The sequence below is a fragment of the Massilia sp. LjRoot122 genome (assembly GCF_964252725.1).
Lineage (GTDB): Bacteria > Pseudomonadota > Gammaproteobacteria > Burkholderiales > Burkholderiaceae_D > Telluria.
Genome location: NZ_CAXUPB020000001.1, coordinates 4,477,597 through 4,501,522, shown reverse-complemented (window position 1 = coordinate 4,501,522; position 23,926 = coordinate 4,477,597). Strand labels below are relative to the sequence as shown.

The 23,926-nt window shown below is 65.7% G+C and carries 18 protein-coding genes; 11 read left to right on the top strand and 7 right to left on the bottom strand.

Translation table 11 applies throughout. The features are described from left to right. Nucleotides 1-25: 25 nt before the first annotated feature. Nucleotides 26-454 carry a TerB family tellurite resistance protein gene (locus tag ACSQ25_RS19675; protein WP_436107354.1) on the bottom strand — a complete coding sequence of 143 codons (429 nt, stop codon included), beginning with the start codon at nt 452-454 and terminating at the stop codon, nt 26-28. A 110-nt stretch (nt 455-564) separates the two neighbouring features. Between ACSQ25_RS19675 and ACSQ25_RS19670 the strand changes: the two genes are divergently transcribed. Continuing rightward, nucleotides 565-1,464, top strand: a complete 900-nt coding sequence (locus tag ACSQ25_RS19670; RefSeq protein WP_436107353.1) for a LysR family transcriptional regulator — start codon at nt 565-567, stop codon at nt 1,462-1,464. A 57-nt stretch (nt 1,465-1,521) separates the two neighbouring features. Here the strand turns inward: ACSQ25_RS19670 and ACSQ25_RS19665 are convergent, their stop codons facing one another. The 5 genes from ACSQ25_RS19665 to uraH form a co-directional block, all read right to left on the bottom strand. After that, nucleotides 1,522-2,757 (bottom strand): type II secretion system F family protein, encoded by a 1,236-nt coding sequence (locus ACSQ25_RS19665; protein ID WP_436107352.1) that lies wholly within the window; start codon nt 2,755-2,757, stop codon nt 1,522-1,524. 19 nt (nt 2,758-2,776) lie between these two features. Next, on the bottom strand, nt 2,777-4,501 hold the full coding sequence (gene pilB, locus ACSQ25_RS19660; protein ID WP_436107351.1) for a type IV-A pilus assembly ATPase PilB: 1,725 nt from the start codon (nt 4,499-4,501) through the stop codon (nt 2,777-2,779). Nucleotides 4,502-4,878: 377 nt separating this feature from the next. Continuing rightward, nucleotides 4,879-5,436: an ATP-dependent Clp protease proteolytic subunit gene (locus ACSQ25_RS19655; protein ID WP_436107350.1), complete on the bottom strand. Its 558-nt coding sequence runs from the start codon at nt 5,434-5,436 to the stop codon at nt 4,879-4,881. Nucleotides 5,437-5,472: 36 nt separating this feature from the next. After that, the gene (locus ACSQ25_RS19650; protein WP_436107349.1) at nt 5,473-7,299 is read right to left on the bottom strand and encodes a DUF4153 domain-containing protein; all 1,827 of its coding nucleotides are present in this window, start codon (nt 7,297-7,299) and stop codon (nt 5,473-5,475) included. A 2-nt stretch (nt 7,300-7,301) separates the two neighbouring features. After that, entirely contained in the window at nt 7,302-7,655 is a 354-nt protein-coding gene (uraH, locus tag ACSQ25_RS19645) for a hydroxyisourate hydrolase (RefSeq protein WP_436107348.1), read from the bottom strand. A gap of 93 nt (nt 7,656-7,748) precedes the next feature. Here uraH and puuE point away from each other — a divergent pair, with 93 nt between their 5' ends. From puuE to ACSQ25_RS19595, 10 genes are all read left to right on the top strand, one after another. Then, nucleotides 7,749-8,690 (top strand): allantoinase PuuE, encoded by a 942-nt coding sequence (gene puuE, locus ACSQ25_RS19640; RefSeq protein WP_436107347.1) that lies wholly within the window; start codon nt 7,749-7,751, stop codon nt 8,688-8,690. Nucleotides 8,691-8,807: 117 nt separating this feature from the next. Then, nucleotides 8,808-10,271 carry a xanthine dehydrogenase small subunit gene (gene xdhA / locus ACSQ25_RS19635; RefSeq protein ID WP_436107346.1) on the top strand — a complete coding sequence of 488 codons (1,464 nt, stop codon included), beginning with the start codon at nt 8,808-8,810 and terminating at the stop codon, nt 10,269-10,271. Between the two features lie 13 nt (nt 10,272-10,284). Then, entirely contained in the window at nt 10,285-12,615 is a 2,331-nt protein-coding gene (gene xdhB / locus ACSQ25_RS19630; protein WP_436107345.1) for a xanthine dehydrogenase molybdopterin binding subunit, read from the top strand. Beyond that, nucleotides 12,615-13,694, top strand: a complete 1,080-nt coding sequence (gene xdhC / locus ACSQ25_RS19625; protein WP_436107344.1) for a xanthine dehydrogenase accessory protein XdhC — start codon at nt 12,615-12,617, stop codon at nt 13,692-13,694. Before xdhB ends, xdhC begins: the two co-directional genes overlap by 1 nt. Further along, nucleotides 13,681-14,985, top strand: coding sequence for a guanine deaminase (gene guaD / locus ACSQ25_RS19620; RefSeq protein WP_436107343.1), 1,305 nt, complete (start codon nt 13,681-13,683; stop codon nt 14,983-14,985). Before xdhC ends, guaD begins: the two co-directional genes overlap by 14 nt. A gap of 190 nt (nt 14,986-15,175) precedes the next feature. Then, nucleotides 15,176-16,672, top strand: a complete 1,497-nt coding sequence (locus ACSQ25_RS19615) for an adenosine deaminase (protein ID WP_436107342.1) — start codon at nt 15,176-15,178, stop codon at nt 16,670-16,672. 485 nt (nt 16,673-17,157) lie between these two features. Further along, nucleotides 17,158-19,530 carry a TonB-dependent receptor gene (locus ACSQ25_RS19610; protein WP_436107341.1) on the top strand — a complete coding sequence of 791 codons (2,373 nt, stop codon included), beginning with the start codon at nt 17,158-17,160 and terminating at the stop codon, nt 19,528-19,530. Nucleotides 19,531-19,636: 106 nt separating this feature from the next. Further along, on the top strand, nt 19,637-21,316 hold the full coding sequence (locus ACSQ25_RS19605) for a bifunctional metallophosphatase/5'-nucleotidase (RefSeq protein ID WP_436107340.1): 1,680 nt from the start codon (nt 19,637-19,639) through the stop codon (nt 21,314-21,316). Between the two features lie 18 nt (nt 21,317-21,334). Beyond that, entirely contained in the window at nt 21,335-22,396 is a 1,062-nt protein-coding gene (locus ACSQ25_RS19600) for a S1/P1 nuclease (RefSeq protein WP_436107339.1), read from the top strand. 91 nt (nt 22,397-22,487) lie between these two features. Beyond that, nucleotides 22,488-23,345, top strand: a complete 858-nt coding sequence (locus tag ACSQ25_RS19595) for a MipA/OmpV family protein (protein WP_436107338.1) — start codon at nt 22,488-22,490, stop codon at nt 23,343-23,345. 72 nt (nt 23,346-23,417) lie between these two features. Here the strand turns inward: ACSQ25_RS19595 and ACSQ25_RS19590 are convergent, their stop codons facing one another. Continuing rightward, nucleotides 23,418-23,765, bottom strand: a complete 348-nt coding sequence (locus ACSQ25_RS19590; protein WP_436107337.1) for a hypothetical protein — start codon at nt 23,763-23,765, stop codon at nt 23,418-23,420. Nucleotides 23,766-23,926 lie beyond the last annotated feature (161 nt).

The following is a 23,926-nucleotide window of genomic DNA, read 5'->3' as shown; positions in this document are numbered from 1 at the left end:
ATGTTCCTTATAGGTCGCTACGGCCTCAGGAGGCCAGCGCCGCGGTGCTGAAGGCATCCTCGGCACGGTCCTGGCCGAACCAGGCGCGCGCTGCGCGCCGCACCAGGGTGGTCTCGCGGGTGTCCAGGTGGCCGTCGGCGTGGACGATGTCGACCATGGTCCGCCACACGCGGATCTGCAGCAGCGGATCGCGGATGTCGAGCAGCAGGGCGTCCATCAGGCGCGGGTCGATCTCGACCATCCCGGCGTGGCGGTTGCTTGCCGCACCGAGCAAGTCTTCGCACAGCTCGCGCAGGGTGCGGTCGAAGGTGTCGTCATCGATTCCGGCCTGCTCGAGGTACTCGGCGCGGTGCATGGCGTGCACCTCGGACGGGCTGACATGGCCGTCGACGATCATGGTCAGGGCCAGGATGCGGCTGACTGCTTCGGGACTGTTGATGGAATACGTGTGCATGGCGACCTCGTCGGTAATGAATGAAAGTGGATTCACTATAGAAGCGCGCAAATGCAAAGTAAAATCGATTAATCTTTCGTGAAGCGTAAGTTTTAATTGAGGATTGTTCGATGATCAACTACAAGCACCTGCACTACTTTCACGCGGTGGCCACGCTGGGCACGGTGGCGCGCGCGGCCGAGCAGCTGCACGTGACGGCGCAGGCGATCAGCATGCAGCTGCAGCTGCTCGAGGAGCAGCTGGGCGAAGAGCTGTTCAAGAAGAAGGGGCGGGTGCTGGAACTGACTGAGGCCGGCAAGACCGTGCTGCGCTATGCCGAGCAGATCTTCGACCTCGGCAACGAGCTGGAAGAGGCGGTGCGGCGCGGCGCCTTTAACGGCGACGAGACCCTGCGCGTCGGCATCTGCGACGTGATCGCCAAGACGCTCGCCTTCCGCCTGCTACAGCCGGCGCGCGAGGCGGGCCTGGCGATGCGCCTGATCTGCCGCGAAGGCCGCTTCGACGACATGCTGCTGGAACTCACGGCGCACAAGCTCGACCTCGTCATCGCCGACCAGGGCTTGCCGACCGGCGGCGCGGTGCGCGGATTCACCCACCTGCTGGGCTCGAGCACGCTCACCGTGTTCGGCCATCCCGCGCTGTGCGCGGCCTGGCCGGGCGAGTTTCCGCAGCGGTTGCGCGGCGCGCCCTTCCTGCTGCCGGGGCAGGACGCGGCCATTCACAGCCAGCTCAAGAGCTGGTTCGAGAGCCAGGCGCTGCGCCCGATCACAGTGGGCGAGTTCGACGACGGCGCGCTGCTGAAGTCCTTCGCCTGCGCCGGCGCCGGCTTCATGGTGGCGCCCACGGTGCTGTCCGACATCGTGCGGGCGGAGAATGGCCTGGAAGCTGTCGGGACCGTCGACAGCATCGTCGAGCATTTCTACGCCGTGTCGGTGGAGCGGCGCGAACGGCATCCGGCGGTACGGCGCATCCTCGACGGGGCCGGCGCGGTGTTCGGCGGCGCGGCCTGAAAACGCGAAGGGCCGGTCCACGGACCGGCCCTTTAATGCAGCGCTCCAGCGCGAGGCTTACACCACCGCCCCCAGCTTGAAGATCGGCAGATACATCGCCACCACCAGGCCGCCGATCAGCACGCCCAGGATCACCATGATCAGCGGCTCCATCAGCGACGACAGCCCGGCCACCGCCTCGTCGACTTCCTCTTCGAAGAAGTCCGCCACCTTGCCCAGCATGGCGTCGAGCGAGCCGGATTCCTCGCCGATCTGCACCATCTGGATCACCATGTTCGGGAACACGTTCACGTTCTGCATCGAGATCGTCAGGCTGGTGCCGGTGCTGACCTCGGTCTGGATCTTCTTGGTCGCTTCCAGGTAGACATCGTTGCCGGAGGCGCCGCCGACCGAGTCGAGCGCTTCGACCAGCGGCACGCCGGCTGCGAACATGGTCGACAGGGTACGGGTCCAGCGCGCGATGGTAGCCTTGCGGATCACGGCGCCGAAGATCGGCAGGCGCAGCAGGATGCGGTCCATCGTTTGCTGCATCTTGCGCGAGCGCTTCCAGGACTGGAAGAAGAAATACAGGCCGGCGAACAGCGAACCGAAGATCACCCACCACCATTCCACGACGAAGTCCGACATCGCCATCACGATCAGGGTCGGGGTGGGCAGGTCGGCGCCGAAGGAGGTGAAGACCTCCTTGAAGGCCGGCACCACCCAGATCATGATGACCGCCGTGACCACGAAGGCGATCGCGATGATCGAGATCGGATACATCAGGGCCGACTTGATCTTGGCCTTGATCGCCAGCGTCTTCTCCTTGTAGATCGCCAGGCGGGTCAGCAGGTCTTCCAGGATGCCGGCCTGTTCGCCGGCGCCGACCAGGTTGCAGAACAGCGGGTCGAAATAGACCGGGTACTTGCGGAAGGCGTTGTTCAGGCTGGTGCCGGTCTCGACGTCGTTGCGCAGGTCCATGATCAGCTTGGCCATCGAGGGATTGGCGTGGCCCTTGCCGACGATGTCGAAGGCCTGCAGCAGCGGCACGCCGGCCTTCATCATGGTGGCCAGCTGGCGCGTGAACAGGGTCAGGTCCTTGTCGGTGATCTTGCGTCCGCTGCGTAGGGTCTTCTTCTTGACCTTGGTGACCAGGATGCCCTGGCGGCGCAGCGTGACGTTGACGATCGCCTCACCGCCGGCGCGCAGCTCGCCGCGTACGGTCTTGCCGGTCTTGTCCTTGCCTTCCCAGGCATAGACAGATTCCTTGACCTGCGCGCCTGCGCGGCTCCGGGGTTGTAGGGACGTTGCCATAGTAGTCTCGTAGGTTCGCTTATTCGTTGGTGCAGCCGAGCACTTCTTCAAGACTCGTGAGTCCCTGTTTCACCTTCATCAGGCCCGAGCGGCGCAGCGAGTTCACGCCGTCCTTCTCGGCCTGCTCGGCGATCTGCATCGAGTTGCCGTGCGCGAGGATCAGGGCCTCGATCGCCGGCGTGATCGGCATGATCTGGTAGATGCCGACGCGTCCCTTGTAGCCCGAGCCGAGGCAGCGGTCGCAGCCCACCGGGCCGTAGGGCTTCCAGCCGCCTTCCAGGTCGCCCTCGCGGTAGCCGGCCGCCAGCAGCACCTCGCGCGAGGTCTCGAGCGGCTGCTTGCAGCCGCACAGGCGGCGCGCCAGGCGCTGCGCCGTGATCAGGATTACCGAGGAGGCGATGTTGAAAGGCGCCACGCCCATGTTCATCAGGCGCGTCAGGGTCGAGGGCGCGTCGTTGGTGTGCAGGGTCGAGAACACCATGTGGCCGGTCTGGGCGGCCTTGATCGCGATGTCGGCGGTCTCCAGGTCGCGGATCTCGCCGACCATGATGATGTCCGGGTCCTGACGCAGGAAGGACTTCAGCGCCACCGGGAAGGTGAGGCCGGCCTTGTCGTTGACGTTGACCTGGTTCACGCCGGGCAGGTTGATCTCGGCCGGGTCTTCCGCGGTGGAGATGTTGATGCCGGGTTTGTTCAGCACGTTCAGGCAGGTGTACAGCGACACGGTCTTGCCCGAGCCGGTGGGGCCGGTGACCAGCACCATGCCGTAGGGACGCGAGATCGCGTCCAGCAGCAGCGCCTTCTGGTCGGGATCGTAGCCGAGCGCGTCGATGCCCATCTGCGCCTGGGTGGCGTCGAGGATACGCATGACGGTCTTTTCGCCGAACAGCGTGGGCAGGGTCGAGACGCGGAAGTCGATGGTGCGGGTCGGTCCCATCACCAGGCGCATGCGGCCGTCCTGCGGCACGCGCTTTTCCGAGATGTCGAGCTTGGCCAGCACCTTGATGCGCGAGACCAGCTTTTCCCGGATCGACAGCGGCGGGGTGGCATGGTCACGCAGCACGCCGTCCACGCGCAGGCGGATGCGGTAGTACTTTTCGTAGGGCTCGAAGTGGATGTCCGAGGCGCCCAGCTGCAGCGCGTCCATCAGGATCTTGTTCAGGAAGCGCACGATCGGCGCGTCCTCGACCTCGCTGGTCGCGTCGGGCGCCGCCTGCTGCGTGGCTTCCTCGGCGAACTCGATCTCCGTGTCGTCGCCCACCAGGTCGTTCAGGGTGGCTTCGGCGCTCTTGGCCAGGGTCCCCAGCAGCTTGACCAGGACGTCGTGGGCCACGATCACCGGCTCCACCGAGGCCTCGCTCTGGAACTTGATCTGGTCGAGGGCCTGGGTATTGGTGGGGTCGGACAGCGCCACCGACAGCTTGTTGCCGCGCTTGGCCAGTGCGATGACGCGCTGCGCCTGCATCAGCTTGGCGTCGATGGCGGTGGTGGGGATGGCTTCCGGCGCGAAGCTCGACAGGTCGAGCAGCGGATAGCCGAAGGTCTCGGCACAGAAGCTGGCCAGGGCGGCCGGCTCGATGATGCCGCTCTCCAGCAGGGCATCGATGAAGGCGCTCTTGTCTGCGGCGGCCTTTTTTTGCAGGGCGTCCGCCTGTCCCGGGCTCAGCCGGTTCGCCTGCACGAGCGCGCGCGCCAGGCCCGCGAGGGGAGCGCCGCTGATCGTGTTGGGGAGGACTGCTGCCATAGGTAGCCGAGGCGCCTTGAAAAAGGAAGATTTACCCGGGAAGGATTCTTTGGATGATGCCTACGGGCATCAAATTTGTAAAGGATTCCGTCCCCGGGAGATGCGTGCGCGCCACGTCCCCGGGCTGCCGTGGGACGTTTCATGGACCGGCTGACAATCCTTGTGGTCGGGCCGACAAGGATTGTGGTCGAGGTGGCAAGGAGCCGTATTGACGGGCGGAGGGCGGTGAGTTGATGCGTTTCAGGCTGCGCAAGAAAATTGGGTCCCGCCTGCGCGCACGACGATTTTTTTAAGCTAACGCGGAATCATGCAATGTCTTTCGGTCTGCTACGCCGGGCGCCGCCTCTGCCAGCCCTTTGAAACAGCCTATGGTCAGTTTAATTCCACCAATGACAGGTCGCTCCGGCTGCCGGCAATTGCGCCTGCATGGCGCGGTGGATGATGCCGGCCCTGGCCGCTTCGTCGGCATCGAAGATACGGGCATTGCCCGTGAGGTTGCTGCGGATATCGGTGGCGGTGCCGGCCGCCGTGGTGGCTTCGAGGAAGATTTTCGCGTAGCGCTCGGCGTCGAAATCGAGGCAGTCGCGCCATTCGGATACCCGCGAATGGTCGGCCGCGACCAGGCTGCCGAAGCCCCAGTGCAGCGGGTGGATCAGGAAGCGGGTGCCGGGGCAGGCGTAGCGTTTCTGGCCGGCGAGGAAGATCACCACGGCCACCGATTCGACGCTGCCGATGTTGTGGGTGGTGAGGGGCACCGGCAGCGACTTCAGGAAGAAGTACAGCGCGAAGCCGGCCGTCATGTTGCCGCCTTCGCTGGAGAGGTGCAGCTCGATCTCGGTGGCGCCGTTCTGCAGGGCCTGCAGGCAGTTGTTGCGGATCGCACTGGCGGAACTGTGGTTGATCGGTCCGATGAAATGAACGATGTGCAATGCCATAGGCTCTCCTTGCGGTGAGCCCAAGCATAGCAAGATTCACTCCGGCGGCGCGTCCGGCTGGGCGGGCGCGGTGGCCAGGCAGTCATCCTTCTGCGGCGGCCGCTGGTCGAAGGGGATGCGCCGTCCCGCCACTTCCAGGTCTTGCCAGGCGGGCGGCACGGCGCGCACCTTTCCTTCGCGCATGGCTTGCTTCCAGGCCGGACAGAGCGTTCTGGAGAAGGAGCCGGCGATACGCCAGCGGCCGCCGGCCTCTTCGGTGGCGACAATCGACTCCCAGGGCTTGTCGCTGAACAGCAGGACTTCCGGCCGGGCGTCTCCCCCGAGGTCGAGGACCAGCGCGTCGCAGGTTTCCGCACGGCGCAGCAGGCATCCCGGCATGAAGCCCGTGCGGCTCTGGTCCAGCCAGTCCATCCGCACGAAGCTGTCGGGCAGCCGCGCACCCGCGGGCCAGACGCGCAGGTTGGCGGCCAGTGCCGGCCGGTCGTTCACCAGGTCTTGCTCGTGCCGGTGGCGCAGCTTGCGCACGGCCGCGATCCGGCTGCGCAGCTGGGCCGGGTCTGCACCTGCGTTCGCCTCGAGCTGCGCCAGCGCCGCCTGGCCGTAGCGCGCGCCGTCGAAGTGCAGGTAAGCGAGGTCGAATCGCGCCGCGCCGACGCGGCCGGAGGCCAGGCGCGCCATCTGGTCGTTCGTCGCCAGGCGGGCCGGATCGGCCAGCGGCGTGAACAGGGCCAGCAGCACGGCCAGCACCACGAAGGCGGCCGCGATGTTGACCCCGGCGAGCGTGCGCAGCCAGCCCTTGCGCAGGGCCGCCGCCGCATAGCCGCCGGCATAGCAGCTGGCCACCAGCATGCAGGCCGCGGCGAACACGCGCTCGTCGGTCCAGCCATGCTCGCCGACCCGCAGGGCCAGGGCATAGATGGCCAGCGCGGTCACCGGCACCAGCAGCAGGGCGGCAGTGCGCGCCGCCACGGCGACCGGACGCGCCACCGCCAGGGCGCCGTTCTGCCAGGCGGCATTGATCAGCACCACGAAGGCCGCCGCTGCCCCGAGCAGGACCGCGGCCGCGCTGCGGGTCGCCCACAGCGGTGCGAGTCCGGTAAAGGGCAGGCTGGCGAGGAAGCCGCCGACCAGCAGGGTCAGCACCGGCAGGATCCAGGACAGCAGCACCAGCAGCAGGTTGCGGATGCCGCGCACGATGCCTGGACGTACGTCGGTCAGGTGCATGGCGCTCGCGAAGGCGAAGGTCGTGACGGGAATCGAGAACCACGATTCCTGGATCGCCTTGCTGAGGAAGTCCAGCTTGATCAACAGGAACAGCTGCGCGCCGAGCTGGAGCACCAGCCAGGTGACGCCGACGAACAGGGCGCTGAAGGCCAGTTGCACGCCCAGCTTCCAGGCGATCTCGAAATAGGCCGTATAGCTGGCGATGCGGCGCCGTTCCGACGATCCGGCCAGCACCAGCGCATGGGCAATGAAGAAGCCGGCCACGAGGGCCAGGCACAGCTGCGGCGACGGCTCCGGCCCACGCGGTTTCGGTCCGTCCGGCGGCCGCCAGGCGCCTTCCATGCGCCACACGTCATAGAAGGCGAGGACGGCAATGAACACCGCGGCCGTCGCGGTCCACAGCAGCAGGCGGCGCCGGGACAGTTGTCCGAGCGCGCTGATGGCGATGACCGGCACCAGCACGCTCACCATCAGCAGGGGCAGGAACAGGCGCGGCACGGTCGCCGGCCAGCTGACATCGGTGCCCGCGCGGTACAGCAGGTAGAGCACCAGCCCCTGCAGCAGCCCGATGCCGATCCGGGCGGCGGCGATGCCCGGCCTCGGGGCCGGCTCGGCCGGGTCGTTGGTGCCTGCTTGCATGGCTAGCTGCCCCGGTAGGTCGAATAGGACCAGGGCGTCATCACCAGGGGCAGATGATAGTTTTGCTCGCTGTCGGCGATGCCGAAGGCGATCGCGATGCGGTCGAGGAAGCGCGGCGAGGGCAGTTCCACGCCCTGGGCGGCAAAATAGTCGCCGGCGTGGAATACCAGCTCATACTGGCCGGGACGCAGCAGGGCGCCTTCGAGCAGCGGCGCGGCGCAGCGGCCATCGGCATTGGTCACATCGGTCTTGATCAGGGTACGGCCACAGGAGTCAATGCCGTAGAGTTCGATCCTGACCCCCGCCCCGGGGCGGCCGTGGGCGGTATCGAGGACGTGGGTGGAAAGTTTGCCCATATGAGAAGGATGAGTTGAGGTATGCGGGTAATCATATACCCTTGTGCTTCCTGCAATATATGATCGTCCATATACCTGCCCTTTTGCGATCCCATGGACACTTACACGCACTATCCGCGCGACCTGGCCGGCTATGGCCGCAATCCTCCCCATCCGCAGTGGCCCGGCGGGGCACGCGTGGCCCTGCAGTTCGTGCTGAACTACGAGGAGGGCGGCGAGAACTGCGTGCTGCACGGCGACCAGGCTTCCGAAACCTTCCTGTCCGAGATCATCGGCGCCCAGGCCTTCCCGATGCGCCACATGAGCATGGAATCGCTCTACGAATACGGTTCGCGGGCCGGCCTGTGGCGGGTGTTGCGCCTGTTCGAGGAGCGCGGCCTGCCGCTGACGGTGTTCGGGGTGGCGATGGCGCTCAAGCGCCATCCGGAGGCGGTGTCCGCCTTCCGCGAACTGGGCCACGAGATCGCCTGCCACGGCCTGCGCTGGATCTCCTACCAGAACGTGGACGAGGCCACCGAGCGCGCCCACATGCAGGAAGCGGTGCAGATCATCCGCGCGCTGACCGGTGAAGCGCCGCTCGGCTGGTACACGGGACGCGATTCGCCCAACACGCGCCGGCTGGTGGTCGAGCACGGCGGTTTCGCCTATGACGCCGACCATTACGGCGACGACCTGCCGTTCTGGCAGCAGGTAAGCACGCGCGACGGCCAGGTGGTCCCGCATCTGGTGGTACCGTACACCCTGGACACCAACGACATGCGCTTCGCCGCCATGCAGGGGTTTAATTCCGGCACCCAGTTCTTCGACTACCTGAAGGATGCCTTCGATGTCCTGTATGCCGAAGGCGATCCGGACGGCCTGAACCAGCCGAAGATGCTCTCGATCGGGCTGCACTGCCGCCTGGTCGGACGGCCGGCGCGGGCGGCGGCGCTGGCGCGCTTCCTCGATTACGTGCAGGGCCACGAGCGCGTCTGGATCACGCGCCGCATCGACATCGCGCAGCACTGGAAAACCCTGCATCCTTTCCTAAAATGAAAGGGTGCAAAGAACCATCAGATATGTTAATTAATTGATGAGCAATATATTCAAATTCTTATAAGTATGGTTCCGCCGGGTGGTAGCCTTCCGCCCTTGCTTGAGAGTGAGTTGACCATGTCAGAGCCGATCCGATTCTTTTACCGCGGCGCCGTCCAGGAAGTCCAAAACGTGCAGCCGACGCAGACCATCCTGCAGCACCTGCGGGAGGACCTGCATTGCACCGGCACCAAGGAAGGCTGCGCCGAAGGCGATTGCGGCGCCTGCACGGTGGTGATCGGCTCGCTGGAAGACGGCAGGCTCGAACTCAGGGCGGTCAACTCCTGCATCCAGTTCACCCCCACGCTCGACGGCAAGGCCCTGTTCACGGTGGAAGACCTGCAGCAGCCCGACGGCAGCCTGCACCCGGTACAGCAGGCCCTGGTCGAATGCCACGGTTCCCAGTGCGGCTTCTGCACCCCGGGCTTCGCCATGTCGCTGTGGGGCATGTACCTGAAACAGGAAGGCCGGGTGCCGCTGCGCTGCCAGATCGACGACGCCCTGTCGGGCAACCTGTGCCGTTGCACCGGCTACCGCCCCATCATCGATGCGGCCCGCCGCATGGTGGAATTGCCGCCCGCCAGTTTTGATCGCGCCGCGCTGGCCGAGCGCCTGCGCCTGCTGCAGCGCACCCATGGCTTCAGCTATGAAGCGCAGGGAGCGCGTTTCCACACCCCGCGCACGCTCGAGGAACTGGCCGCGCTGCGGGCCGAACGCCCGGGCGCGCTGCTGCTGGCCGGCTCGACCGACGTCGGCCTGTGGGTGACCAAGCAGATGCGCGAGCTGGACGACATCATCTATATCGGCCAGGTGGACGCGCTCAAGACGGTGAGGGAAAGCGCCGATACGCTGGAGATCGGCGCCGGCGTGAGCCTGAACGAGGCCTATGCTGCCGTCTGCCGCCACTATCCGGACGAACTTTCCGAGATGTGGCAGCGCTTCGCCTCGCTCCCCATCCGCAACGCGGGCACGCTGGGCGGCAACGTCGCCAACGGCTCGCCGATCGGCGATTCGATGCCCTGGCTGATCGCCTTGGGCACCCGCATCGTAGTGCGCGGCGCCGCGGGCGAGCGTGTGCTGGCGCTGGAAGATTTTTACCTCGGCTACCAGCAGAAAGACCTGCGGCCGGGCGAATTCGTGCAGGCCCTGCGCATACCGCTCCCGCGCGCAGGCTTGCGCTTCCGTAGCTATAAACTGGCGAAACGCTTCGACCAGGACATCTCGGCCGTGTGCGCGGCCTTTGCGCTCACGCTCGACGGCGATACCGTCGCGAGCGCGCGCATCGCCTTCGGCGGCATGGCCGCCACCCCCAGGCGCGCCGCCATGGCGGAAGCGGCACTGACCGGCCAGCCATGGAACGAGGCGAGCATGCGCGCCGCGATGGACGCGCTGGCCCAGGACTATGCACCGCTGAGCGACATGCGCGCATCCGGCGCCTACCGCATGCGGGCGGCGCAGAACCTGATGCGCCGCTTCTGGCTTGAAACCCGCAGCGACGATCCGCTGCCGGCCACGGCCGTCAATGCCTTCGCGGCCGGCTGAGAGGAGAACCGACATGAACGACACAGGTGCACGCATCCTCGCCGAAGCCGACTGGAGGGAGGTCGGCAAGCCACGGCCGCACGAATCCGCCGTGCTGCACGTGCTCGGCCAGGCCACTTATACCGACGACATCCGCGAGACCGCCGGCACCCTGCACGCGGCGCTCGGCCTGTCGTCGCGCGCTCACGCGCGCATCCTCGGGATCGATCTCGCGCCGGTACGCGCCAGCCGCGGCGTGGTGGCGGTGCTCACCGCGCGCGACATCCCGGGCCTGAACGACTGCGGCCCGATCATCCATGACGACCCGATCCTGGCCGACGGCCTGGTCCAGTACGTCGGCCAGCCGGTCTTCATCGTGGTGGCCGACAGCCACGACAATGCGCGCAGGGCGGCCAAACTCGCGAAAATCGACTACGAAGACCTGCCGGCCATCCTGACGCCGCAGGCGGCGCGTGCCGCCCAGTCCTACGTATTGCCGCCGATGCGCCTGGCGCGCGGCGATGCCGAAGCTGCCTTTGCGGCTTCACCCTACCGGGTCAAGGGCGAGCTGTACGTGGGAGGGCAGGAGCAGTTCTACCTCGAGGGCCAGATCGCCTATGCGATCCCCGGCGAGGACCGCGGCATGCACGTCTACTGCTCGACCCAGCACCCGAGCGAGATGCAGCATGTGGTGGCGCATGCGCTCGGCCTGCATTCGCACCACGTGGTGGTCGAGTGCCGCCGCATGGGCGGCGGCTTCGGCGGCAAGGAATCGCAGTCGGCGCTGTGGGCGTCCGCCGCGGCCATCGCCGCGGCACGCCTGCGGCGCCCGGTCAAGCTGCGCGCCGACCGCGACGACGACATGCTGGTGACCGGCAAGCGCCATTGCTTCCACTACGAATACGAAGTCGGCTACGACCGCGAAGGCCGCATCATCGCCGCCAGGGTCGACATGGTCACGCGCGCCGGCTTTTCGGCCGACCTGTCCGGCCCGGTGGCGACGCGCGCCGTCTGCCACTTCGACAACACCTATTATTTGTCCGACGTCGAGATCCGCGCCGCCTGCGGCAAGACCAACACCCAGTCGAATACCGCCTTCCGCGGCTTCGGCGGGCCGCAGGGCGCGATCGCCATCGAATACGTGATCGACGAGATCGCGCGCAATCTCGGACGCGACCCGCTCGACATCCGCCGCCTGAACTTCTACGGCAAGGGAGAACGCAAGGTCACGCCCTATGGCCAGGCCGTGGTCGACAATGTGATCCACGAACTGGTGGCCGAGCTGGAGGAAACCAGCGATTACCGCGCCCGCCGCGCGGCGATCAATGAGTTCAACCGCGGCAGCCCGGTGCTCAAGAAGGGCCTGGCGCTCACCCCCGTGAAATTCGGGATCGCCTTCAACGTCACCCACCTGAACCAGGCGGGCGCGCTGGTGCACGTCTACGTGGACGGCTCGATCCTGGTGAACCACGGCGGTACCGAGATGGGGCAGGGCATCAACACCAAGGTGATGCAGGTGGTCGCGCACGAGCTGGGCGTGGACCTGGAACGGGTGCGCGCCACCGCCACCAATACCAGCAAGGTCGCGAATACCTCGGCCACCGCCGCCTCGACCGGCGCCGACCTGAACGGCAAGGCCGCCCAGGATGCCGCCCGCAAGATCCGCGACCGCCTGGCCGCCTTCGTCGCGGCGGAGTTTGGCGCCAATGCTTCCGAGGTGCGCTTTGCCGACGACACCGTCTTCGTGGCCGGCCAGGCGCTGCGTTTCGGCGAGGTGGTGGCCAAGGCCTACCTGGCGCGGGTCCAGCTGTGGTCCGACGGCTTCTATGCCACCCCGGGCCTGCACTGGGACCCGAAGACCATGAACGGCAACCCCTTCTCCTACTATGCCTATGGGGCAGCGGTGTCGGAGGTGGTGGTCGATACCCTCACCGGCGAATGGAAGCTGCTGCGCGCCGACGCGCTGTACGACGCCGGCAACTCGCTGAACCCGGCGATCGACATCGGCCAGGTGGAGGGCGCTTTCATCCAGGGCATGGGCTGGCTGACCACCGAGGAACTGTGGTGGAACCCGGCGGGCAAGCTGATGACGCATGCGCCCTCGACCTACAAAATACCCGGCATTTCCGACTGCCCGGAAGACTTCCGCGTGCGCCTCTTCAAGAACCGCAACGTCGCGGACAGCATCCACCGTTCCAAGGCGGTGGGCGAGCCGCCGCTGCTGCTGCCCTTCTCGGTGTTCTTCGCGATCCGCGATGCCGTATCAAGCGTGGGCGGCCACAGGGTCAATCCGCCGCTGAACGCACCGGCTACCTGTGAAGAGATCCTGAAGGCGGTGGCGGCCGTCGAGTCTGCGAGCGCCTGATGAGCGATTGGCTGACAGGCACGCTGCCGGCGCCCGCAGTGCTGGTGACGGTCGCCCGCGTCGAGGGCTCCGTCCCACGCGAACCGGGCGCGCGCATGCTGGTCGATGCCCAGGGCTTCCGCGGCACCATCGGCGGCGGACACCTCGAGCACCGGGCGCTGGAGATTGCGCGCGCGATGCTGGAGCAGGGGGGCGAGGCCCATATCGAGCGCTTCCCGCTGGGGCCGAAGCTGGGCCAGTGCTGTGGCGGGATCGCCTGGCTGGCGTTTGAATTTGCCGATGCAGAGCAGCTTGCAACGCTCGATGCGCGGCGTAACGAAGATACCTGGCGCGTGGTGTTCGTAGGGTGGGCGGGTCTCCCGCCCGCGCGTTCAACTACCGACGGCGTCTCGGCTGCGCTTCCGCCAGTTGAACGCGCAGGCGGCGAAGCCGCCCACCCTACGTCCCTGTTCGACGCCGGTGGGCGCCAGCTCGCGGGCGTATCTGTTCCCGCATTCGACCGCAGCCAGGGCACCCACGTCTTCCAGGACGACAGCGGCCGCCTCTGGCTGATCGACGCCGTCCTCGCCCCGCGCGCCCACCTGATGCTGTTCGGCGCCGGCCACGTCGGCGCCGCCATCGTCCGCGCCCTCGCCGAACTGCCTTGCAGCGTCACCTGGGTGGACGAGCGCGAGGACCTGTTCCCGCCCACGGTGCCGGCCAATGTGACGGTCGAGGCGACCGACATCCCCGAGGCGCTTGTTGAAAACGCACCACAGGGCACCAGCTTTCTGGTCATGACCCACAGCCATGCTCTTGACCTGAGCCTCTCGCACGCGATACTGTCGCGCCCCGGCCCTGACTGGTTCGGCCTGATCGGCTCCGATACCAAGCGCCGCCAGTTCGAGCACCGCCTGCGCGAACGCGGCGTCGATCGCGCGCGCCTCGACGCAATGGTCTGCCCGGTCGGCCTGCCCGGCATCGAAGGCAAGGCCCCGGCCGTGATCGCGGCCTCCGTGGCGGCCCAGCTGCTCACCGTGTGGGAAGCGCAAGCCCGCCAAACCGATTTTTCTCCGGATTTTCAAGATGTCCATCACTAATGTGCAAGCCTACCGTGCGAGCTTGCTGCACTTCCGCGCCGACCCGGCTTTCGACGGCGACGCCCATGCCTGGCATGAAGACGGCCTGCTGGTCGTCGAAGGCGGCAAGGTCACGGCCGCAGGCGACTACGCCGCCCTGGTCGACACGCTGCCCGCCGGCGTGACCCCGCACGACTACCGCGGCCAGCTCATCACCCCGGGCTTCATCGACACCCACCTGCATTACCCGCAGACCGACATGATCGCCTCGCCCAGCGAGGGCCTGCTGCCCTGGCTGGAGACCTATACCTTCCCGACCGAGCGCCGCTTCGAGGACCCGGCGCATGCGCGCGCGACCGCCGAGTTCTTCCTCGACGAGCTGCTGCGCTGCGGCACCACGACCGCGGTGGTCTACTGCACCGTGCATCCGCAATCGGTCGACGCCTTCTTCGAGGCCAGCGAAGCGCGCAATCTGCGCATGGTGGCCGGCAAGGTGCTGATGGACCGCCACTGCCCGGACTTCCTGCGCGACTGCGAGGGCGGCGTCGGCAGCAGCGCCGACCTGATCGAGAAGTGGCACAAGCGCGGCCGCCAGCTGTACGCGATCACCCCGCGCTTCGCCCCGACCTCGACCGACGCCCAGCTGCGCGCCACCGCCGAACTGGCCAAGGCTTACCCGGACACCTTCATCCAGACCCACGTCTCGGAAAACAAGGACGAGTGCAAGTGGGTGGGCGAGCTGCACCCGCAGGCGCGCAGCTACCTGGACGTCTACGAACGCTTCGGCCTGATGCGCCCGCGCGCGCTGTTCGGCCACTGCATCTGGCTGGATGACGAAGACTTCGCGCGCATGGCGGCCACGGGCAGCGCGGTGGCGGTGTGCCCGACATCCAACCTCTTCCTCGGCAGCGGCCTGTTCGACTTCGAGAAGGCCGACGGCGCCCGTGCGCTGCTCTCGCTCGGCACCGACGTCGGCGCCGGCACCTCGTTCTCGATGCTGCAGACCATGAACGAAGCCTACAAGGTGGCACGCCTGAAGGGCAGCTACCTGCCGGCCGTGCGCATGTTCTACCTGGCCACCCTGGGCGCGGCCCGTGCGATGGGCCTCGAAGGCACGATCGGCAGCTTCGCGCCGGGCGCCGAGGCCGACTTCATCGTGCTCGACCCGCAAGCCACCCCGCTGCTGGCGCGCCGTACGGCGCGACCGGAATCGCTGGAAGAGCTGCTGTTCGCGCTGGCCCTGCTGGGCGACGACCGCGCCATCCGGGCGACCTACTCTGGCGGCAGCTTGGTTCACACCCGCGACGCCTGATTTTGTAGGGTGGGCGGGTCTCCCGCCCACGCGTTCAACTCCCGCATGCACTGTTTGAACGCGTGGGCGGCAAAGCCGCCCACCCTACGGACCCCACGTAGCCATATTGCCAACCCTAACTCAACCGTATAGAGTTGCGCGGTCCAGTGCAGGCGCGAGCCTGCCATAACCGCACCAGAGAATTCGATCCATGTACAAGAAACTGACCGGCAGCGTCCTGCTTGCCCTGGCCGTCGCCGGCGCCCCCCATGCCCTGGCCAAGGGCCCGACCGGGAACGCCAACGAGGCCGCCACCGCCCGCCACTATGCCAGCCTGATCGCCGGCGAGCCGAAGACCGCCGAGCTGACCCTGTTCTTCACCCAGATGCCGAAGGGCGGCGACCTGCACCACCATTACTCGGGTTCGGTCTACGCCGAGACCTACGTCGACTTCCTCGACAAGCAGGGCTACTGCGTCAACAAGCAGACCTACCGGATCGAGACGAAGAAGGAAGTCATCGAGGCCGAGCGTGCCAAGCCGGCGGAGCAGCGCAACTGCCTGTCGACCGCCGAGGTCTATGCCGACGACCACACCTACCGCGAACTGCTGCAGCGCTGGTCGAACAAGGATTTCCATAACCACGGCGCCATGCAGCCGCCGCCGGACCGCCTGTTCTTCCAGACCTTCAACTTCTTCGGCCCGGTGTCGAACGCGAACTTCCGCGAAGGCCTGCAGGAGCTGAAGAAGCGCGCCATCGCCGAGAATGTGAGCTACATCGAGACCATGTTCAAGATGTCGCCCTTCGTCGTGAACAAGGAATTCGACGCCCAGGCCTGGAACAATGCCAACAATGACCAGGCCTTCGACGCCCAGATGGGCGCCTGGCTGGCGGTGCTGGAGCAGGATGCCGGCTTCAAGAAGTCGACCGAAGACTTCGTCACGAAGATCCACGAGTCGGCCGAAGGCATCGACGACGAGCACTTCACCATGCGCTACCAGACTTATGTGCTGCGCCTGCTGAACCCCTCGCAGGTGTTCTCGTCGATGGTCTCGGGCTTCAAGGCCGCGGCCATGAGCGACAAGATCGTGGGCGTCAACATCGTGGGCCAGGAAAGCACCATGGTCTCGATGCGCGACTACGCGCTGCACATGAAGATGTTCCGCTTCCTGAAGTCGCGCTATCCGGCAGTGAAGGTGGCCATGCACGCCGGCGAGCTGGCGCTGGGCGACGTGCCGCCGGAAGGCCTGAAGTTCCACATCGACCAGGCCCTGGTGGTGGCCGGCGCCAACCGCATCGGCCACGGCATCGACCTGGCGCACGAAAGCGAGGCCCTGGCCATCATGGCGAAGATGCGCAAGGACGACATCCCGGTCGAGATCAACCTGACCTCGAACGCCTTCATCAGCGGCATCGAGGGCGCCAATCACCCGGTCACCCTGTACCGCAAATACGGCGTGCCCTACGTGATCTCGACCGACGACGCCGGCGTGACCCGCCATACGCTGTCGAACGAATATGTGCTGTTCGCCAGCCGCTACAAGCCGGACTATGCGGAAATGAAGCGGACCTCGTATAACAGTATCCGTTACGCCTTCCTGCCAGTGGCAGAAAAACAACGCCTGACCCGCCAGCTGGATGCGCGTTTCGCGGCCTTCGAGGCGCGCGTCGCCGGGATGACCCGCACGGCTGCCGCTGCGAAGAAGTAATCCGACAGCTGAGCGCTTGTTTGACACTTGACAGTGCCGCTTCCTCCTAAACGGGCAATCTGTGGTCATCGTGCTACAGATTGCCTGTCCTGCCTCATGGCAATTCGAATTTATAACAAATTCATTTCGTTGCCGAATTAGTCCTCTTATAATCGCGCCGCAGCATGTTTCCGTAGGTGAAAACTGTGTTGTGGGCAACCCACACGCCATCCTTACGGAGACTTATACGAATTACGTATAAATTTGTAAGCGAAATGGTATTTGTCACGCTAGATGCACTCATGCATAGTCGCCGAATGACTAAATGGAAAGTATTTCCTGGTGGTCATATCGTCAAACCGTGACTCCGGGCGCGTCATCAACCGGACATATTCAGACCTTACACTGCCGTGCCTCTGCGAAAAACGTGATCTTTTGCTAAGAATTCATGCAGGTGTAGTGCTTGCTGTTGTAGTTTTCATAATGACACTCTAGGGAGTTTTTGAATGCAATCCGCTTTTAACCAACAACCGAAGCTGCGCCTGAGCGCCATCGCGCTGGCATGCCTGGCATGCACCGGCGTCGCGCAAGCCCAGACGGCAACGTCTGACGAAGGCCAGGTTCGCTCGGAAGTTGTTATCACCGGCAAGAAACTGGGTATGGGCCTGATGGTGTTCGAAGACGCACCGAAAGCGCGTTCGACCGTCACCGCAGCGGAACTGGAAAAGCAGCGTCCGACCGGCAACGCCTATGAGGCACTGGAACTGCTGCCGGCAGTGAACAGCTACAACCACGATGCAACCGGCCTGTTCGGCGGCGGCCTGACCCTGCGCGGCTTCAACAGCGACCAGATCGGCGCCACCATCAACGGCGTGCCGGTGAACGACTCGGGTTCGTTCTCGGTGTACCCGCAAGAATACGTTGACCAGGAAAACACCTGCTCGCAGTTCGTGACCCAGGGCTCGACCGACGTCGACTCGCCGCAAGTCGGCGCGACCGGCGGTAACTTCGGCATCAACACCTGCAACCCGGAAAACAAGCAGCGCGTCCGCTTCATGCAGACCGTCGGCCAGCTGGACATGTGGAAGACCTTCATCCGCTACGACAGCGGCAAGCTGCCGGATAACCGCTCGAAGTTCTTCATCTCGGCCTCGCGCGCGATGACCGACAAGTGGAAGGGCAAGGGCGTCGCCAAGCGTGACCACGTCGACGCCGGCTTCAACTACGACTGGGATCGCTTCAACTACGTCCACGCTACCCTGCTGTGGAACGAAGCCCTGAACAACAGCATCAACAACCTGACCAAGACCGAGCTGAACACCCGTGGTTACTACTACGACACCAGCGACTTCTTCGCCGGCCACCTGACCCCGGTGCGCGGCACCGCCCAGGTCGAAGCGACCCAGAGCCCGCTGTACCACGGCCTGTACATCAACCCGTTCAAGAACGCGATCGCCTCGGCCACCGCCAAGTTCCGCCTGAGCGAAAACCTCGACCTGAAAGTGCTGCCGTACTTCTGGTATGGCTTCGGTAACGGCGGCCTGCAGCAGCGCGTCCAGCGCGAAAGCAGCGGCTTCCTGAACACCACCACCAACAAGACCACTGCAGCGGTCGACCTGAACGGCGACGGCGACACGCTCGACACCGTCATCATGGCGAACGCGTCGCACACCAACACCAAGCGTCCTGGCGTCACCTCGTCGCTGAACTACACCTGGAACAACCACAACATCCTGGGTGGCTTCTGGTACGAGCGCGCCAAGCACCGCCAGACCGGCCCGATGGTCCCGGTGACCGCCGACGGCCGTCCGGTCGATCCTTACCTGCAGATCTTCCAGATCGCCCGTCCGGACGGTTCGAAGTTCATGAGCCGCGACTGGGATACCATCTCGACCGCGTACCAGTTCTTCATCCAGGACACCATCAGCCTGATGGACGACCGCGCAACGATCAACCTGGGTATCCGTACCCCGAACATCGAGCGTGACTTCACCAACTTCGCCAGCGAAGGCAACCAGAACGCGACCTACAACATCGTCAAGAAGTACAACGATGTGCTGCCGCAGCTGGGCGCCAAGTACCGTATCGACAACGACAACCAGCTGTTCGCCTCGGTCGCCAAGAACATGAAGGCGCCGCCGAACTTCGTGTTCAGCAACGTCGGCAGCAACGTCATCCTGACCAACGGCGTCCCGAGCCTGCGTGGCGACGTGCAGGAAGAGACTTCGTGGAACACCGACATCGGCTTCCGTCACCAGAGCAACGCCTTCATCGCGACCGCGACCGCGTTCATGGTGGACTTCAAGAACCGCCAGGCGACCGCGTTCGACCCGATCACCAACACCAGCAGCTACACCAATGCTGGCAACGTGAAGAACTACGGTTTCGAGCTCGAGCTGGGTAACACTCCGGTCAACGGCTGGGCAGCCTACGGTTCCTTCGGCTACACCCGCAGCAAGATCGAAGACGACCTGCGCGTGAGCGCCACCGGTACCCTGCCGACCGCCGGCAAGGTCATGCCGCTGACGCCGAAGCTGAAGGCCGGCCTGTCGCTGGAATACTCGCAGGGCACGTTCTACGCCCGTGTGAAGGCCAAGGCAACCAGCAAGCAGGCTGGCACCCTGGTGAACGACGAATGGGCACCGGGCTACACCACCTACGGCTTCGATGCTGGCTACACCTTCGCGAACTACGGCATCTTCAAGCGTCCGAAGCTGCAGTTCAACATCAGCAACATCACCAACAAGCAGTACATCAACCCGTCGTCGCAGAGCGTCACCAACACGACCCAGTTCCCGGGCGTGACCAGTGTCGGCACCCTGCGTTACTACCTGGGCGCACCGCGCTTCGCGTCGGTCACCCTGTCGGTCGACATCTAATCGACGCCATCATGTCAGCCGCTCCCGGGCGGCTGGCTGCAGCGTGCAGTACCAAAGCAGGCCCGCAAGGGCCTGTTTTTACATTCAAACCCAGTATTGACAGAATATGATGACCGCGACCCCCACCGTCCGACTCCTTCCCCTGCTGCTTGCCATTGCGCTCGCGGGATGCGCCACCCAGGCCGTGCAAACTCCGGTCGACATCAACCTGGTTGCCATGAACGACTTCCACGGCAACCTCGAACCCAGCCGCTACACCCTGGCCAATGCGGACGGCGGCAAGGCCCAGGCGATCCGCGCCGGCGGCGTCGAAGCCGTGGCGGCAGCGCTGCAGGCCTGGCGCAAGGAAGACAAGGAGCTGCTGTTCGTCTCGGCGGGCGACCTGGTCGGCGCCAGTCCGGCGATGTCCTCGCTGTGGGCCGACGAGCCCACCATCGAGGCGATGAACATGCTCGACCTGCGCGTGAGCGCGGTCGGCAACCACGAATTCGACGCCGGCCGCAAGGAACTGCTGCGCCAGCAGAACGGCGGCTGCGATTCGCCGCGCCCTGCCAAGGCCTGCCAGATGGCCAAGGATTACCGCGGCGCGAAATTTACCTACCTGGCCGCCAACGTGGTGGACAGCGCCACCGGCAAGCCCTTCATTCCTGGCTTCCGCATCGAAGAAGTCAAGGGCATCAAGGTCGGCCTGGTCGGCGCGGTGCTGCAGGATACCCGCTCGGTCGTGATGGCCTCGGGCATCGCCGGCCTGAGCTTCGGCGACGAAGCCGAGGCGATCAACCGCGCCATCCCCGAGATGCGGCGCCAGGGCGCCGACGTGATCGTGGCGCTGGTGCACGAAGGCGGCACCACCAAGGATCACCCGACCCAGCCCGGCTGCAGCAACTTGACCGGCCCGATCGTCGGCATCGTCAGGAAGCTCGACCCGAGCATCCGCCTCGTCATCAGCGGCCATAGCCACCAGAGCTACCTGTGCAAGGTCGACGGCCGCACCGTGACCCAGGCCTCGTCCTATGGCCACATGCTGACCCGCATCGGCATGAAGGTGCAGAAGGGCGCCGGCGCCGTCGGCGAGATCAAGGTCGAGAACGTCCTGATGAAGCAGGGGGACTACCCGGCCGACGACAAGATGGCGGCCTTCATCGCGAAGCTGAAGGACAGCAGCCGCGTCGCCCTGAACCGTCCGGTGGCACGCCTGGCGTCCGCGCCGGTGCTGCGCAAGCAGAACGAAGCCGGCGAAGCGCCGCTCGGCAACCTGATCGCGGACGCCGTGCTGGCCGCGACCCGCAACCTGGGCGCCCGGATCGGCTTCATGAACGAAGGCGGCATCCGCAAGGACCTGGAAGCGGGCCCGGACAAGGTGGCCGCCTTCGGCCAGACCCAGGCCGTGCTCCCGTTCGGGAACACCCTGGTGGTGATGGACCTGAGCGGCGCCCAGATCCGTGCACTGCTCGAACGGCAGTGGAAGGAAGGCTCGTCCAGCGCTTCGATGCTGCAGGTCTCGCAGGGCTTCAGCTATACCTGGGACGAGAAGCGCCCGGTCGGCAGCCGCGTCACCGGCATCACCCTGGACGGCAAGCCGCTGGAAGACGGCAAGACCTACCGCATCGTCGCCAACAACTTCCTGGCCGAGGGCGGCGACAACTTCCCGGAGTTCGGCAAGGGCACGAACCGTCTCGAGACCGGCCTGCTGGACCTGGACGCCTTCACCGACTACCTGCGCAACACCGAAGGGCAGGGCGCCTCGCTGGCCCCTGCCGCGCCGCGCATCATCAAGACCCGATAATTGCAAACAAAGATGACCATGAAAAAACTGGCATGTGTACTCGCGCTCACGGGCGCCTTCGCATCGTTCGACGCCGCGGCCTGGGGCCGCGACGGCCACCGCGCCGTGGGCGCCATCGCCGACAAGCTGCTCAAGGGCAGCATGGCGCAGAAGCAGATCCAGGCGCTGCTGCTGCCGGGCGAGTCGCTCGAATCGATCGCCAACTGGGCCGACTGCGTCAAGGGCAGCTACTGCGGCCCGCAGACCCCGGAAATGATCGACTACGTCAACGGCAACCCGCAGCACAGCGAGTACCACTACACCGACGTCCCCTTCCAGCTCGAGAAGTACCATGAGCACGGCGTCGGGACCTCGGAAGTGGACATCGTCCAGACCCTGAAGCAGTGCATCGCCGTCCTGCAGGGCAAGACCGATCCGGCGCTGAATCCGCACAAGTTCACCAAGCGCCAGGCGCTGATCCTGCTGGCCCACTTCGCCGGCGACATCCATCAGCCGCTGCACGTGGGTGCGGCCTTCGTGAGCAAGGACGGCAAGTTCGTGGTGCCGAAGACGCACGCCGAGGTGGACGAAGCGGCGATCTTCGACTCGCGCGGCGGCAATAACCTGCTGCTGGACGACGCCAGGATCACCGCGCTGGCCGATGGCCTGATCGGCCCGGGGCAGCCGGCACCGGTGCGCGAAGGCGTCCCGAAGGCCCTGACCAAGCCTTTCCACTCCTATTGGGACAGCACTACGGTGGACTATGCCTTCCGCCGCATCCAGACCAGGACGCCGGAGCAGTTCGCCGACGCCGCGATCGCCGGCAAGCCGCAGGTCGCCACGGCCAAGGGCGACCCGATGACCTGGCCCTACCAGTGGGCCGACGACGCGCTGGTGGTCTCGAAGCTGGCCTACCAGGACGTGGTGCCGGGCAAGCTCACGCCGCAGACCAGCAAGAAAGGGGAGACCTACTACACCTTCGCGCTGGAAGTGCCGCAGAACTACCCGGTCCCGAGCTCGGCGATTGCCAAGACCCAGCTGATCAAGGGCGGTTACAACCTGGCGGCGCTGCTGCAGGCGATTTTCCCGGAACAGGGCTGATCGGCGGCCGACATGGTGGCCTGAGGTGAGCGGCGCGCGGCGATGGCGCTTCGGCTAGAATGCGGCACACCATCCGCCACCTCCAGAACCCATGAATTCCGTCCTCAAGGCCGCCTGCTGCGCCTGCCTCCTGTCTTCCTCTCCGGCCTTCGCCCAGGCCGATCCCGAACGCAATCTCCCGCTCTGGGAAATCGGCCTCGGCGGCGCGGCCCTGTCCACGCCGGCCTATCCGGGCGCCGACGAACGCGTGTCGCGCGTGCTGGTCTTTCCGAACGTGGTCTACCGCGGCAAGGTCTTGCGCGCCGACCGCTCCGGCATCGCGGCGCGCCTGTTCAGCAGCGACCGGGCGGAGCTGGACGTCGGCTTCGCCGGTGCCTTGCCGTCCGACTCGGACGAGGTCGACGAACGCGACGGCATGCCCGACCTGGGCCCGCTGGTGGAATTCGGCCCGCGCCTGAAGTTGCGGCTGGCCGACCTGGGCGGCAAGCGCAGGCTGCGCCTCGAATTGCCGCTGCGCGCCGTGATCGAAGCGCGCGGCGGGCTGCACGGCCGCGGGACCACCTTCGAGCCGCGCCTGGCCTATGAAATGGCCGGCGAACGCAGGCGCTGGACCCTGGAGGCCAATGTGTCGGCGGTGCTGGGCGACCGCAAGATCAACCGCCACTTCTACGAAGTCGCGCCGCAGTATGCGACGGCATCGCGGCCGGCCTATGCGGCCGATTCCGGACTGCTGTTGACGCGTCTCGGCCTGTTCGGCTCGCGCTACGTCAACGAGGACCTGCGCCTGTTCGGCTACCTGCGTTTCGAGAGTTACAAGGGGACGGCAAACCGTGAGAGTCCGCTGCATGTAAAGGACAGCGGCGTGTCGGGCGGGCTAGGGCTGCTGTGGACCTTCAAGCGCTCGGCGGCGCGGGCCCGCGGGACAGCAACAGTCGACCCGAGCCTGTAATAAAAAAGCCGTGCGGGGCCGCACGGCTGCGTGTACCCGGGCGGCGCAAGGCCGGCCCGGATAACGACTGAATTACTTGGTCGCGTCCTTGGCGTCCTTGCGCGCGGCCTTCTTGTCTTGCTTGGCCTGCTTGGCGTCAGCCTTGTCGGTCTTGTCTGCTGCGGATGCCGGAGTCGCTGGCGTAGCCGGGGTTGCTGGCGTAGCCGGGGACGCTGCAGTTGCCGCGGTCGTGCCGGTGCCGCCGCTGGTATCGGTGGTGCTTGCCGGGTCGGTGACGGGAGCGGTCGGCATTGCCGGCGTAGCGCTGGCAGCCGGAACTGCGGGGGTGGCCGGGGTTGCCGGCGTTGCCGGAGTGGTGGTCTGGGCGTAGGCCGAGGCAGCGGACAGAGCGACGATCAGGGTAGCAATGGTCTTCTTCATTGGTGATTCCTTTCTGGTTCGGGTTCTGGCGTACGTTATCGTGTCACCTCGGCATCTAACGGGGCGCGGATGAGGTCTGTTGACCGTCCTTACAAAGCCTTACGCTAGTCACATTTGCTAACAAACTGTGCAACACCCCGTGGCGTGAAGCAAAAAAATGG

Excerpts from the sequence above, each read along its gene's own strand:
- ACSQ25_RS19675 (WP_436107354.1), bottom strand. The coding sequence starts at position 454 with ATGCACACGTATTCCATCAACAGTCCCGAAGCAGTCAGCCGCATCCTG.
- ACSQ25_RS19670 (WP_436107353.1), top strand. The coding sequence starts at position 565 with ATGATCAACTACAAGCACCTGCACTACTTTCACGCGGTGGCCACGCTG.
- ACSQ25_RS19665 (WP_436107352.1), bottom strand. The coding sequence starts at position 2,757 with ATGGCAACGTCCCTACAACCCCGGAGCCGCGCAGGCGCGCAGGTCAAG.
- pilB (WP_436107351.1), bottom strand. The coding sequence starts at position 4,501 with ATGGCAGCAGTCCTCCCCAACACGATCAGCGGCGCTCCCCTCGCGGGC.
- ACSQ25_RS19655 (WP_436107350.1), bottom strand. The coding sequence starts at position 5,436 with ATGGCATTGCACATCGTTCATTTCATCGGACCGATCAACCACAGTTCC.
- ACSQ25_RS19650 (WP_436107349.1), bottom strand. The coding sequence starts at position 7,299 with ATGCAAGCAGGCACCAACGACCCGGCCGAGCCGGCCCCGAGGCCGGGC.
- uraH (WP_436107348.1), bottom strand. The coding sequence starts at position 7,655 with ATGGGCAAACTTTCCACCCACGTCCTCGATACCGCCCACGGCCGCCCC.
- puuE (WP_436107347.1), top strand. The coding sequence starts at position 7,749 with ATGGACACTTACACGCACTATCCGCGCGACCTGGCCGGCTATGGCCGC.
- xdhA (WP_436107346.1), top strand. The coding sequence starts at position 8,808 with ATGTCAGAGCCGATCCGATTCTTTTACCGCGGCGCCGTCCAGGAAGTC.
- xdhB (WP_436107345.1), top strand. The coding sequence starts at position 10,285 with ATGAACGACACAGGTGCACGCATCCTCGCCGAAGCCGACTGGAGGGAG.
- xdhC (WP_436107344.1), top strand. The coding sequence starts at position 12,615 with ATGAGCGATTGGCTGACAGGCACGCTGCCGGCGCCCGCAGTGCTGGTG.
- guaD (WP_436107343.1), top strand. The coding sequence starts at position 13,681 with ATGTCCATCACTAATGTGCAAGCCTACCGTGCGAGCTTGCTGCACTTC.
- ACSQ25_RS19615 (WP_436107342.1), top strand. The coding sequence starts at position 15,176 with ATGTACAAGAAACTGACCGGCAGCGTCCTGCTTGCCCTGGCCGTCGCC.
- ACSQ25_RS19610 (WP_436107341.1), top strand. The coding sequence starts at position 17,158 with ATGCAATCCGCTTTTAACCAACAACCGAAGCTGCGCCTGAGCGCCATC.
- ACSQ25_RS19605 (WP_436107340.1), top strand. The coding sequence starts at position 19,637 with ATGATGACCGCGACCCCCACCGTCCGACTCCTTCCCCTGCTGCTTGCC.
- ACSQ25_RS19600 (WP_436107339.1), top strand. The coding sequence starts at position 21,335 with ATGAAAAAACTGGCATGTGTACTCGCGCTCACGGGCGCCTTCGCATCG.
- ACSQ25_RS19595 (WP_436107338.1), top strand. The coding sequence starts at position 22,488 with ATGAATTCCGTCCTCAAGGCCGCCTGCTGCGCCTGCCTCCTGTCTTCC.
- ACSQ25_RS19590 (WP_436107337.1), bottom strand. The coding sequence starts at position 23,765 with ATGAAGAAGACCATTGCTACCCTGATCGTCGCTCTGTCCGCTGCCTCG.